Annotated in this window: 10 protein-coding genes; 3 read left to right on the top strand and 7 right to left on the bottom strand. The window is 69.4% G+C overall.

The features are described 5' to 3' along the window. Nucleotides 1-12: 12 nt before the first annotated feature. Nucleotides 13-1,050 carry an aldo/keto reductase gene (locus AUL33_RS14115; RefSeq protein ID WP_062209275.1) on the top strand — a complete coding sequence of 346 codons (1,038 nt, stop codon included), beginning with the start codon at nucleotides 13-15 and terminating at the stop codon, nucleotides 1,048-1,050. Nucleotides 1,051-1,334: 284 nt separating this feature from the next. Then, a complete protein-coding gene (gene ilvD, locus AUL33_RS14110) occupies nucleotides 1,335-3,179 on the top strand; it encodes a dihydroxy-acid dehydratase (protein ID WP_062209273.1) in 1,845 nt (614 codons plus the stop codon). Nucleotides 3,180-3,391: 212 nt separating this feature from the next. On the opposite strand, the gene AUL33_RS14105 is transcribed toward ilvD, so the two are convergent. The 4 genes from AUL33_RS14105 to mnmG all read right to left on the bottom strand — a co-directional run bounded on the left by AUL33_RS14105 (nucleotide 3,392) and on the right by mnmG (nucleotide 8,075). Next, nucleotides 3,392-4,441 carry a ParB/RepB/Spo0J family partition protein gene (locus tag AUL33_RS14105; protein ID WP_062209270.1) on the bottom strand — a complete coding sequence of 350 codons (1,050 nt, stop codon included), beginning with the start codon at nucleotides 4,439-4,441 and terminating at the stop codon, nucleotides 3,392-3,394. 134 nt (nucleotides 4,442-4,575) lie between these two features. Beyond that, entirely contained in the window at nucleotides 4,576-5,385 is an 810-nt protein-coding gene (locus tag AUL33_RS14100; RefSeq protein WP_244492253.1) for a ParA family protein, read from the bottom strand. Between the two features lie 88 nt (nucleotides 5,386-5,473). Next, the gene (rsmG, locus tag AUL33_RS14095; protein WP_244492251.1) at nucleotides 5,474-6,208 is read right to left on the bottom strand and encodes a 16S rRNA (guanine(527)-N(7))-methyltransferase RsmG; all 735 of its coding nucleotides are present in this window, start codon (nucleotides 6,206-6,208) and stop codon (nucleotides 5,474-5,476) included. Beyond that, on the bottom strand, nucleotides 6,192-8,075 hold the full coding sequence (mnmG, locus tag AUL33_RS14090) for a tRNA uridine-5-carboxymethylaminomethyl(34) synthesis enzyme MnmG (RefSeq protein ID WP_062209264.1): 1,884 nt from the start codon (nucleotides 8,073-8,075) through the stop codon (nucleotides 6,192-6,194). The genes rsmG and mnmG overlap by 17 nt, the downstream gene beginning before the upstream one ends. 191 nt (nucleotides 8,076-8,266) lie before the next feature. On the opposite strand from mnmG, the gene AUL33_RS14085 reads away from it, so the two are divergent. Next, nucleotides 8,267-8,830: a Uma2 family endonuclease gene (locus AUL33_RS14085; protein WP_082652597.1), complete on the top strand. Its 564-nt coding sequence runs from the start codon at nucleotides 8,267-8,269 to the stop codon at nucleotides 8,828-8,830. Nucleotides 8,831-8,851: 21 nt separating this feature from the next. On the opposite strand, the gene mnmE is transcribed toward AUL33_RS14085, so the two are convergent. From mnmE to rho, 3 genes are all read right to left on the bottom strand, one after another. Further along, nucleotides 8,852-10,303, bottom strand: a complete 1,452-nt coding sequence (gene mnmE / locus AUL33_RS14080) for a tRNA uridine-5-carboxymethylaminomethyl(34) synthesis GTPase MnmE (protein WP_244492249.1) — start codon at nucleotides 10,301-10,303, stop codon at nucleotides 8,852-8,854. A 457-nt stretch (nucleotides 10,304-10,760) separates the two neighbouring features. After that, nucleotides 10,761-11,246 (bottom strand): YbaK/EbsC family protein, encoded by a 486-nt coding sequence (locus tag AUL33_RS14075; RefSeq protein ID WP_062209255.1) that lies wholly within the window; start codon nucleotides 11,244-11,246, stop codon nucleotides 10,761-10,763. Nucleotides 11,247-11,494: 248 nt separating this feature from the next. Beyond that, on the bottom strand, nucleotides 11,495-12,805 hold the full coding sequence (gene rho / locus AUL33_RS14070; RefSeq protein WP_156419420.1) for a transcription termination factor Rho: 1,311 nt from the start codon (nucleotides 12,803-12,805) through the stop codon (nucleotides 11,495-11,497). Between the last annotated feature and the right edge of the window lie 163 nt (nucleotides 12,806-12,968).

The following is a 12,968-nucleotide window of genomic DNA, read 5'->3' as shown; positions in this document are numbered from 1 at the left end:
GGAACGCGACACATGGACTATCGCACGCTCGGCCGATCCGGCCTCAAGGTCTCGGCGCTGACGATGGGCACGATGACATTCGGGGGCACCGGCGCCTTCGCCGCCGCCGGCAATACCGGGGTCGAGGAGGCCAGGCGCCTCATCCACCTCTGCATCGACGGCGGCATCAATCTCCTCGACACCGCCAACATGTATTCCGACGGCCTGTCGGAGGAGATCATCGGCGAGGCGCTGGGGGGCGAGCGCCCCGAGGACCTCCTCATCGCCACGAAGGCGCGCATGCGCATCGGCAAGGGCCCGAACGACGAGGGCCTGTCGCGTCACCACGTCATCCGCGAGTGCGAGCGCTCGCTGAAGCGCCTGCGCACCGACCATATCGACATCTACTACCTGCACGAATGGGACGGCCTGACGCCGCTCGAGGAGACGCTGGCGGCCCTCGACACGCTGACCGAGCAGGGCAAGATCCGCTACATCGGCTGCTCCAACTATTCGGGCTGGCACGTGATGAAGGGCTTGGGCATCTCCGACCTTCGCGGCCATCCGCGCTTCGTCACCCAGCAGATCCACTACACGCTGGAAGCCCGCGAGGCGGAGTACGAGTTGGTGCCGATCTCGGTCGACCAGGGGCTCGGCATCCTCGTCTGGAGCCCGCTCGCCGGCGGCCTCCTGTCGGGCAAGTACAAGCGCGACGAGGCCACCGCCCGCCACGTCGGCGGCTGGACCGAGCCGCCGATCCGCGACGAGGACCGGCTCTGGCGCATCGTCGACACCGTCAACGCCATCGGCGCCGATCGCGGCGTCTCGGGCGCGCAGGTCGCGCTCGCCTGGCTCCTCGGACGCCCCGCCGTCTCCTCGCTCGTCATCGGCGGGCGCAGCGAGGCGCAGTTCCGCGACAACATCGCCGCCGCCTCGCTCCAGCTCACCGACGAGGAGCGCACCCGGCTCGACGCGGTGAGCAAGCCGCCGCTCATCTATCCCTACTGGCACCAGCAGAACTCGGCGCGCGACCGGTTCGGCCCGGCCGATCTCGTGATGGACCGCTCCTGACGCCATCTGCCGATCGTTCGCGGCCGCCTCGGGAAACCGGGGCGGCCGCTGACATCGCGGGCTCCGCGCCCTATCTTCCGGTCCCACAAGCCATCCGGAGCACGCCCATCCGCGTGCGCTGCCGCAACGGTTCTTTGCGCGCTTCGCCAAAAGGCGGTTGGAATGAATGCCCGACAGGTGTAATGCCGGGTACGCTCCGCGGATGTCGCGCCACGAGACGCGCCCGGGCAGGCAACACAGGGCAGGCAACACAGGCCCGGACAACACGAGGCAAGGTCATCGTCATGCCGCACTATCGCTCCCGCACGACCACCCATGGTCGCAACATGGCCGGCGCCCGCGGGCTCTGGCGCGCCACCGGCATGAAGGACGAGGATTTCGGCAAGCCGATCATCGCCGTCGTCAACTCCTTCACCCAGTTCGTGCCGGGCCACGTCCACCTCAAGGATCTCGGCCAGCTCGTCGCCCGCGAGATCGAGGCGGCGGGCGGCGTCGCCAAGGAGTTCAACACGATTGCCGTCGATGACGGCATCGCGATGGGCCATGACGGCATGCTCTATTCGCTGCCCTCGCGCGAGCTGATCGCCGACAGCGTCGAGTACATGGTCAACGCGCACTGCGCCGACGCCATGGTCTGCATCTCCAACTGCGACAAGATCACGCCGGGCATGCTGATGGCGAGCTTGCGCCTCAACATTCCCACCGTCTTCGTCTCGGGCGGCCCGATGGAGGCCGGAAAGGTGGTCTGGCCCGACAACACCACCAAGAAGCTCGACCTCGTCGACGCCATGGTCGCGGCCGCCGACGACCGGATTTCCGATGAGGACGTGAAGATCATCGAGCGCTCGGCCTGCCCGACCTGCGGCTCTTGCTCGGGCATGTTCACCGCCAACTCGATGAACTGCCTCACCGAGGCCCTCGGCCTGTCGCTGCCCGGCAACGGCTCGACGCTGGCCACCCACGCCGAGCGCCGCCGCCTCTTCGTCGAGGCCGGCCATCTCATCGTCGACCTCGCCAAGCGCCATTACGAGCAGGACGATCCGAGCGTTCTGCCGCGCGCCATCGCGAGCTTCGCGGCCTTCGAGAACGCCATGACGCTCGACATCGCCATGGGCGGCTCGACCAACACCGTGCTGCATCTCCTCGCCGCCGCGCATGAAGGCGAAGTCGACTTCACCATGGCCGACATCGACCGGCTGTCGCGCCGGGTGCCCGTGCTCTGCAAGGTCGCGCCTTCGATCGCCAACGTCCACATGGAGGACGTCCACCGCGCCGGCGGCATCATGGGCATCCTCGGCGAACTCGACCGCGCCGGCCTGCTCGACACGTCGGTGGGCTCCGTCCATGCCGAGAACCTCGGCGCCGCGCTCGACCGCTGGGACGTCAAGCGCACCGACAGCACCACCGTCCACGACTTCTTCCGCGCCGCGCCCGGCGGCGTGCCGACGCAGGTCGCCTTCTCGCAGAACCGCCATTACGACAGCGTCGACACCGACCGCGAGGGCGGCGTCATCCGCAATCTCGAGCATGCCTTCTCGAAGGACGGCGGCCTCGCGGTCCTCTACGGCAATCTCGCCGAGGACGGCTGCATCGTGAAGACGGCGGGCGTCGACGCCTCGATCCTCACCTTCAACGGCCGGGCGCGGATCTTCGAGAGCCAGGATTCGGCGGTGAAATCGATCCTCTCGAACGAGGTCGTGGCCGGCGACATCGTGCTCATCCGCTACGAGGGACCGCGCGGCGGGCCGGGCATGCAGGAAATGCTCTATCCGACGAGCTACCTGAAGTCGAAGGGCCTTGGAAAGGCCTGCGCCCTCGTCACCGACGGCCGCTTCTCCGGCGGCTCTTCCGGCCTGTCGATCGGTCACGTCTCGCCGGAAGCGGCGGAGGGCGGCATCATCGGCCTCGTGGAGGAGGGCGATCCCATCGAGATCGACATCCCCAACCGCCGCATCCAGCTCGCGGTGCCCGATGCCGAGATCGCCAAGCGCCGCGAGGCGATGATCGCGCGCGGGAGCGAGGCCTGGAAGCCGGTCGAGATCCGCAAGCGCAAGGTCACGACGGCGCTGCGCGCCTACGCCTCGATGACCACGAGCGCCGCCCGCGGCGCGGTGCGCCAGGTCGACTGATCCGGCGGGGCCGGGCAGGGCGCCGCGCCCTGCGCGGTCCGCTTCAGCCAAGGAAAAAGGCGCCGCTCCTCCGAGCGGCGCCTTTTTCTTATCCTGCTCCTCGCGACCGTCGATAGCGGCCCGGCCCGCTCCGTCGCCCCGGCATCGCCCGGTCGCTCTGCCGGACCGTCGAGGGAGAGAGCCCGCGTCTCCGGCAGGCCGAACCCTCGGCGTCAGAGACTGCGCACGCGCGGCCCACTGTCGCCGCCGCCCCGGCGCGTCTGGAGCAGGCGGCAGATCTCGTCGAGCTGGTCGAGATTGCGGAAGTTGAGATGCATCGTCCCGCCTTCGCCGCGCAGATCGATGCCGACGCTGAGGCCGAGCGCCTCCGTCAGCAGCCGCTCCAGCGCCTGCGTGTCCCCATCCTTCGTCGGCGCGGGCTTGGGCAACCCGCTCGGTGCCGTCGAGCCGGCCTTCGCGCGGGAGGCCGTGCCCGGCTCGGAGGCGGCTCGCGCCTCGGACGTTGCGGCAGGCGGCTCCACGGCAGGCGCGGGCGCGGACGCCGCGCGCGCCATCGTCTCGGCCTCGCGCACGCTCAAACCGCCCTCCACGATCCGGCGCGCGAAAACCTCGGGATCGGGCTGCGCAACGGCGGTGCGCGCCGCTCCGGCCGACAGCGTGCCCTCCTGCACCATCGCCTTGACACTGGCCGGCAGTTTCAGCAGACGCAGCGTGTTGGCGACATGCGAGCGGCTTTTGCCGAGGACGTCGCCGAGATCGGACTGGGTGTAGCCGTACTCGGCCATCAGCATCTCGTAGCCGAGCGCCTCCTCGATGGCGTTCAGATCGGCGCGCTGCACGTTCTCGATGATGGCGATTTCCAGCGACTCGCGATCGCTGATCTCGCGCAGCACCACCGGCACCTCGCCGAGCCCCGCGCCTTGAGCCGCGCGCCAGCGCCGTTCGCCCGCGACGATCTCGAAGCGCGTCGCCCCGCCGGGCGTGCGGCGCACGAGAATCGGCTGGACCACGCCGTGCTGGCGGATCGAGGCCGTCAGCTCGGCGAGTTCGGCCTCGCCGAAGGCGCGGCGCGGGTTCTTCGGGTTGGGCGAAAGCTCGCCCACCGGCACGCGCCGCTCGCCGCCCGAAGCTTCCTCGGCGCGGGCCATGGAGGGCAGCGGGAAGGCGCCGCCCGAGCGCGAGGGAACCCCGGAAGAGGCCGAGCCGCCGATCAGCGAGGCGAGGCCGCGTCCGAGCCTCTGGCGAGCCTTGTCGTCGTTCATGGGAGGTCTCCTGGCATCGTCCGGCCGGGCCGGTTCAGTCTGTCGGCGCCGCAGGGCGGCGGGTCGGATGGGCACCGCCGACGGGCGGGGCAGGGTGGGTCGCCGCCTGCGCGGCGGGATCGAAAGGCCTCTCGTCAGGCCGCGGCGAGCTGGCGCTCGCGCTGGATGACCTCCGAGGCCAGCCGGATATAGGCCTGACTGCCCGGGCACTTCATGTCGTAGAGGATCGCCGGCTTGCCGAAGGAGGGCGCCTCCGACACCCGCACGTTGCGCGGGATGATCGTGTCGTAGACGTGGTCGCCCATGTAGGAGCGCACGTCGCGCACCACCTGGCTCGCGAGGTTGTTGCGCCCGTCATACATGGTCAGGACGATGCCGTGCAGCGACAGCGCGGGGTTCAGCGTGTCGCGCACCTGCTCCACCGTCTCCAGAAGCTGGCTGAGCCCCTCGAGCGCGAAGAACTCGCATTGCAGCGGTACGAGGATGGCATCCGCCGCCGCCATGGCATTGATCGTCAGGAGGTTCAACGAAGGCGGGCAGTCGACGAGCACGAAGTCGAACTGCGCCGTCTCCTCCGAATGGAAGTGCAGGGCGTCGCGCAGGCGATAGGCCCGGCCCGCCGCACCGGAGATCTCCATTTCGACGCCGAGGAGATCCAGGGTCGAGGGCACGACGGAGAGGTTTGGCACCGCGCTCGCCATCGCCGCCTCGCTGATCGAGGCGTTCTCGACGAGGACGTCGTAGGACGAGGTCTCACGGTCCTCGCGGTTGATGCCGAGCCCGGTCGAGGCGTTGCCCTGCGGGTCGAGGTCGATGAGCAGGGTGCGCTTGCCGATGGCGGCGAGCGCCGTGGCGAGATTGATCGCCGTCGTCGTCTTGCCGACGCCGCCCTTCTGGTTCGCGACCGTAATGACGCGCATGCGCGGGACAGGGAGCGTATCCATGAACCTCGTTCCTCGGCCCGGCAGCGCTTTTCGCAAGATGTCCCGCGATCGTCCGAAGGCGGGGGCGCCAAGCGCTCCCACCGGCCTGTCAGGCCCCCGCCAGGGCCTTGAGGTTCCGGATTTCCAGCACCACCGAACCGTCCTCGATGTGTGAAGGATGCTTTACCATGTCGAAGCGCCAATGGGCAGAAGCATCCGCGATTTCCTCGTCATGCGTGCGCCCCTTCGGGAACCAGCAGACCGCGCCCTGCGTCAGGTGCGGCGCGACGAGCGCGAAGAGATCCGGCAGCCCGGCGAGCGCCCGGGCGCTGACGGCCTCGGCGGCCCCCAGGACCTCGCCGCAATCCTCGATCCGCTCGGCATGAACGGCGGCGGGCAGGTCGAGTTCGCGCACCGCGGCGCGCAGGAACGCCGCCTTCTTGGCATTGCTCTCGACGAGATCGACATGCGCGCCCTCGCGCCCCGCCAGCACGATGGCGACGACGAGACCGGGAAATCCAGCGCCCGATCCCAGATCCGCCCAGCGCAGCGTGCCCTTGGCCAGCTCCGTCAGTTGCAGCCCGTCTTCGAGATGGCGCGTCCAGAGTTCAGGCACGGTGGTCGGCGAGACCAGGTTGATCTTGGCCTGCCACTGGCGCAGCAGCGCCACGAAAGCGTCGAGCCGATCCACCGTTTCACGTGAAACACCGTGGCGTGACAGAACGAGCGCGCGCTCCTCGGCCAGCTTGGCGTCGGTGGCGACGCGGCCCATGCGCGGTTTGGAGCGTGGCGTCTTCGGGGGGATACGGGGCGGGCGGGGCTTGGCTTCAGGCGGCTTTCGCAAGATCGGTCTTTCGCAGCGCGACGAGGATGATCGCGAGGGCAGCGGGGGTCATGCCGTCGATGCGCTCGGCTTCCGCGATCGTCGCGGGCCGGCGCAGCGTCAACTTGTGCTTCAGTTCGTTCGACAGGCCTTTGAGGCCGGCGAAGTCGAGATCCGCGGGAATGCGCTTGGCCTCGTCGCGGCGCAGGCGAACCTGATCGCGGCGCTGGCGCTCGAGATAGACGTCATAGGCCGCCTCGATCTCGATCCGCTCCCGAACCGATCCTTGCAGGAAAGCGAGTTCTGGCCACACGGCGCTCAGCATTTCGAGGCTCGTATCGGCATTCGACAGCAGCATCCAGGCCGAGCGCGGGCGGCCGTCCTGATTGACCGCTAGTCCCCGGCGGGCGGCTTCCCCGGTGGTGATGACGGCGTTTTCGAGACGCGCGCGGGCCTCCCCGAGTTCGGTTTCGCTGGCCTCGAAGACGGCCCCGCGGCGCGCGTCGACCAGTCCCCATTCGAGGCCGAGCGGCGTCAGGCGGCGGTCGGCATTGTCGGCGCGAAGGCTCAGGCGGAACTCGGCCCGGCTGGTGAACATGCGGTAGGGCTCGGTGATCCCCGTGCGGGTCAGGTCGTCCACCATGACGCCGAGATAGGCGTCGGCCCGGTCGATCACCACGGGCTCGGCCCCGCCGGCGCGGCGCGCGGCGTTGAGTCCGGCGAGCAGCCCTTGCGCCGCCGCCTCCTCGTATCCCGTCGTGCCGTTGATCTGGCCGGCCAGGAACAGGCCGGGGGCCACCGCAACCTCCAGCGTCCGGTTCAACTCGCGCGGGTCGACATGGTCGTATTCGATGGCATAGCCGGGCTTCAGGATCGCGACCTGTTCGAGCCCCGGTAGCGAGCGCAGGAACGCCGCCTGCACGTCCTCCGGCAGCGAGGTCGAGAGGCCGTTGGGATAGACCGTGTCGTCGTCGAGCCCTTCCGGCTCCAGGAAGACCTGATGCCCGTCGCGATCGCCGAACTTGACGATCTTGTCCTCGATCGAGGGGCAGTAGCGCGGTCCCGCCCCCTCGATCTGACCGGAATAGAGGGCAGATCGATGGAGATTGTCGCGGATGATGCGATGGGTCTCGGGCGTCGTGCGGGTGATGCCGCAGTCGATCTGCCGGTTGGTGATCGCGGACGTCAGATAGGAAAAGGCGTACGGCACCTCGTCCGGCCCCTGCCGGTCGAGCCCGGCCCAGTCGATCGTGCGCCCGTCGAGCCGCGCCGGAGTGCCGGTCTTCAACCGCCCGAGGCGAAGGCCGAGACGCTTCAGCGTGGCCGAGAGCCCGAGCGAGGGCGCCTCGCCCATGCGGCCCGCCGGGATCTTGCGGTCGCCGATATGGATGAGGCCGCCGAGAAACGTGCCGGTGGTCAGCACCGCGGCGCCGCAGCCAATCCGCCGGCCATCACTGAGGGTGACGGCGGCGACGCGGTTGCCCTCGCCGATCTCCAGGTCGAACGCGTCGCCCTCGACGATCGTCAGATCGGCCTGCGCGCGCACCGCACGCTGCACGGCGGCTTTGTAGAGCTTGCGGTCGGCCTGCGTGCGGGGTCCGCGCACGGCGGGGCCCTTGCGCCGGTTGAGGAGCCGGAACTGGATGCCGCCGGCATCCGCCGCCTCGCCCATGACGCCGCCGAGCGCATCGATCTCGCGCACGAGATGGCCCTTGCCGATGCCGCCGATCGCCGGATTGCAGCTCATCGCGCCGACGGTATCGAACGCATGGGTCAGGAGGATCGTCGGCGTGCCCGTGCGCGCCGACGCGCAGGCCGCCTCGACGCCGGCATGGCCGCCGCCGATCACGACGACCGCGGCGCGAAGATGGACAGGATGGTCGCTCATGGGATGGAGGGTAAAGCGCGGCGCGGGCGGTGCTGTCAAATCGGAAGACGTCCGCGAACCCAGTCTGTGCGGGAGCCCTCCACGCGAGCGACGGGCTGCGCGACGGTATCCACCTCTTCAACCATTCCCTGTTTCGTCCTATCCTCATGCGAGGGATGGCGCGCAAGCCACCCTGCCGAGAGACGGAACCGATGAGCGCCATCACTCCTCTTCAGCCCTGGACCAACGACGAGTTCTTCCACTGGCAGACAGACCAGCCGGATCGATACGAACTCGTGGACGGATTTCCGCTGAAAATGATGACGGGCGCCTCGCGCCGCCACGACACGATCGTCGTCAACATCATCGTAGCCCTTGGAAACCGCCTTCGCGGCAGGCCTTGCCAGCCGTTCACGGCGGACGGCGCGGTCGAGACCCGGCCCGGCCAGATCCGCCGGCCCGATGTGGGGGTCGATTGCGGGCCAACCCAGCCCGACGCCATGCTGGCCAGCGAGGCGACCGTGATCTTCGAGGTCCTGTCGCCCTCGACGCGCGACTTCGACCGGCTGCGCAAGATCGCCGAGTACAAGGGCATGGCCTTCCTGCGCCATATCGTGCTGGTCGAGCCGGAACGGGCCTATGCGACGCTGTGGTCGCGCATCGGGCAGACCGCGTGGGACGAGCGGGTTGTGGAAGGCCTGGACGCCGTCATCGCGCTTCCCGCCATCGGCGTCGACCTGCCGATGCGCGAGATCTACGACCGTCTGCTGGGATAGGCGCCCACGAAGCAGGCCTTCTCACTTGCCGATACAAAACTCGGAGAAGATGACGTCGAGAAGGTCCTCGACGCCGACCCGACCCGTCAGGGCGCCGAGCCGGTCGGTGGCGCGGCGCAGGGTCTCGGCCACAAGTTCGGGCGGCAGGCGGTCGAGCGCGGGATCGTCGAGGATCGCTAGCGCATCGGCAAGAATCTCGCGCTGGCGTAGACGGGCCGGTACGACGGCCGAGGGGTCGCCCGCAGCTTCGGCGGCGTGGCTCGCGAGACGGGCGATGAGGGTGTCGAGACCCTGGCCGGTGCGCGAAGAGACGGCGAGATCATAAGCCGGCGAAATATCAGTCTTCATGATCGAGGCAGCGGCGTCGATCTTGGTGCGGATGCGCAGGACTGGCGGCCCGGACTGCCCTGTGAGGTCTCCCATGCCGGACGGAGGCGTTTGGGTAACGAAGGATAGCGCGGCGCGGCCGGGCGAGGGCCACGGCACGCTCGGCTCCTCAGATGCCGGCGCTTGGTCCACCGGCGTCCTCTCCATCAGGCCCGCGGCCTCGGGCGATCCGTCGGCGAGCAGCAGCACGAGGTCGGCCGCCGCCATGGCCTGGCGGGCGCGCTCGATGCCGATCGCCTCGACCGCATCGCCGGTCTCGCGCAGGCCTGCCGTGTCGGCGAGGCGCACGGGCACGCCGCCGAGGTCGAGCCGCACCTCGATGACGTCGCGCGTCGTGCCGGGGACGGCGGAGACGATCGCGACGTCGCGCTCGGCCAATGCGTTGAGAAGGCTGGACTTGCCGGCATTGGGCGGTCCGGCGATGACGACGTTGAAGCCGTCGCGCAGGATCTCGCCGCGCCGGGCGGAGTTCAGATGGGCACGGATCTCGCTCGCGAGATCGGCAACGCGGACCGCCACGTCGGCGGCGACATCGTCGGCGACATCGCCCTCGTCGGAAAAGTCGAACTCGGCTTCCAGCAGGGCGCGCAGGCGCACCAGCCGCCCCATCCAGCTCTCGTAGAGCGTGCGCAGGGCCCCGCCGGCCTGTGCCACCGCCTGTCGCCGCTGGCCTTCGGTCTCGGCCACCAGAAGGTCCGCGAGGCCCTCCGCCTCCGTCAGGTCGATGCGCCCGTTGGCAAAGGCGCGGCGGGTGAACTCGCCGGCCTCGGCCAGTCGGACGCCGGGCAGCGCCGTGAGCGCCCGGAGCGCCGCCGCTGCGACCGCCGGGCCACCATGGAGATGCAGTTCGCCAAGATCCTCGCCCGTCGCCGAGCCGGGACCGGGAAAGAACAGCGCCAGGCCCCGGTCGATGATCGCGCCATCGCCGTCGCGAAAGCTGCGCAGCGCAGCGCGGCGGGGTTCGGGCACCGAGCCACCGAGGGCGGCGAGCGCGGCCCGTGCCGCCGGCCCGCTGACGCGCAGCACCGCGATGCCGGCGGGAAGGGCGCCCGACGACAGGGCGACGATGGTCTCGTCTTCGCTCAAGGCGGGTCTCCGGGGTGGCGGCGGGCGGGCGGGTGCGGGGAACCGCATTCGCGCCGTCCTGCCGTAGCGGATGCCGCGACGGGGCAAAAGGGGTGGTGGCGAGGACCCGAGGCCACTCGCGCGGCGATGGCGGTCGGTGCGCCGGGAACCGGGCGAGCCGGTCGACGGCGACGGGAGCAGCGGGGAGGGTTCTCGATGACCAGGCAATCGGTGATCGGCACCGGGCAGCGCGGCGCTCCACCGAGACCCGGGGGACGGCATGGATCCCGGCTCGGGGGCCGGGATGACGAAGTTTCGAGGGTGGGGGAGGCGGCGGAGAGGCGGCGGAGGGTGACGAAGACCCTTCGCGGGCTCGAGCGGCGCACCCTGCGGAAGTTCGGACGGTGCCCTGCTTGTCGCGAGCCGGGCAGGGGCACGAGCGCGACGGCGCACCCGACCCGGCATGCGGGATCGCGCCTCAGCGCACCGGGATCACCACGGCGTCGCAAGCGATGCGCAAGGCGTCCGGCACCGTCTCGAAGACGTGGAACGGCGTACCCGCCGCCGCCCAGACGACATCGTGAGCCAGGAGATCGCGGTCCATGAAGGTGCGGATCGGGTGGAGGCTGCCGAGCGGAGCGACGCCGCCGATGGCAAAGCCGGTGGCCTCGCGTACGAAGTCGGCGTCGGGGCGCTCCAGCGGCTCGCCGACATGCACCGCCACCGCCGTCTCGTCGACGCGGTTGGCGCCGGAGACCAGCAGCAGCACCGGCTCGCCGCTCGTCGCGCCCCGGAAGACCAAGCTCTTGACGATCTGCCCGACCTCGGCGGAAACCGCGAGCGCCGCCTCCTCGGCGGTGCGCGCGATCACCTGGGTCTCGACGACGCGGATCGGCAGGGATCGCGCCAGCGCGGCGATCTCGACGCGGCGCACGGCATCGGGGCGGGTCGGCTGGTCGGTCATGATGCCTCCTCGGGCTGGACGGCAGCCCCTCCAACGAACGAGGCCCCCGCATCGGCTGCGGGGGCCTCATATCACCGACGAAGCGCTTCGTCGTCAAAGCCTGCGGAAAACTCGGCTCGGGTCGCCCGACAAGATCTCTCCGCCGCTTCATCGTCACCGTTGTCCGTCGATGCCGACGGCATCGAACGTCGTCCGCTCCATGAGAGCAACGAAGAAGCCCGCGCGGGCCCTTCGTCGCCGAAGCGGCCTCAGGTGTTCATCGAGTCGAAGAAGTCGGCGTTGGTCTTCGTCTGCTTCAGCTTGTCGTTGAGGAACTCGATCGCGTCGGTCGTGCCCATCGGCGAGAGGATGCGGCGCAGGACGAAGATCTTCTGCAGGTCGCCGCGCGGCACGAGCAGGTCCTCCTTGCGGGTGCCGGACTTGAGGATGTCCATCGCCGGGAAGATGCGCTTGTCCGCCACCTTGCGGTCGAGCACGAGCTCGGAATTGCCGGTGCCCTTGAACTCCTCGAAGATCACCTCGTCCATGCGCGATCCGGTGTCGATGAGGGCCGTCGCGATGATCGTCAGCGACCCGCCTTCCTCGATGTTGCGCGCCGCGCCGAAGAAGCGCTTGGGCCGCTGCAGCGCGTTGGCATCCACACCGCCCGTCAGCACCTTGCCGGATGAGGGCACCACCGTGTTGTAGGCACGGCCCAGACGCGTGATCGAATCCAGGAGGATCACCACGTCGCGCCCGTGCTCGACGAGGCGCTTGGCCTTTTCGATCACCATCTCGGCCACCGCCACGTGGCGCGTCGCCGGCTCGTCGAAGGTCGAGGAGACGACCTCGCCCTTTACCGAGCGCTGCATGTCCGTCACCTCTTCCGGCCGCTCGTCGATGAGCAGAACGATGAGGTAGCACTCGGGATGGTTGGCGGTGATCGAATGGGCGATGTTCTGCAGCAGCACCGTCTTGCCGGTGCGCGGCGGCGCCACGATCAGCGCGCGCTGGCCCTTGCCGAGCGGCGCCACGAGGTCGATCACGCGGGCCGACATGTCCTTGCGGGTCGGATCCGGGTGCTCCATCTTGAACCGCTCGTTCGGATAAAGCGGCGTCAGATTGTCGAAATGGCTCTTGTGCCGAATGCGCTCGGGGTCGTCGAAGTTGATCGTGTTGACCTTGAGCAGCGCGAAATAGCGCTCGCCGTCCTTCGGCCCGCGGATCGAGCCCTCCACCGTGTCGCCCGTCTTGAACGAGAAGCGGCGGATCTGCGACGGCGAGATGTAGATGTCGTCGGGGCCCGGCAGGTAGTTCGCCTCCGGGGAGCGCAGGAAGCCGAACCCGTCCTGCAGGATCTCGACCACGCCCTCGCCGATGATCTCGATGTCCTGCGCGGCCAACCGCTTCAGGATCGCGAAGAGCAGCTCCTGCTTGCGCAGCGCCGAGGCGTTCTCAACCTCGTTCTCCTCGGCGAACGCCACGAGATCGGCGGCGGTCTTGTTCTTCAGATCCTGAAGCTTGATCTCGGACGGCTTGGTCTCGATCGATGCGATCTCGGGAGTCGTGATCTCGGACATGGGACGTTTCAGCTCCGCCCCGGAAGCGCCGCACGGGACCGCAGGGTCCCCGGGCCATCCTCGAGGGTGTTCATCAGACGGGAAAAGGTCGGGCCGGACTACGGAATGCGTATGTTTCGGCGTCGAGAGGCGGGACGCGGGCCAAAGGCCGCTCCGCGCCGGG

Origin of the sequence: Aureimonas sp. AU12 (assembly GCF_001463705.1) — a bacterium.
Classification (GTDB): Bacteria; Pseudomonadota; Alphaproteobacteria; order Rhizobiales; family Rhizobiaceae; genus Aureimonas.
The sequence above is the reverse complement of the archived record's forward strand: the minus strand, read 5'-3'. Positions and strand labels throughout refer to the sequence as shown.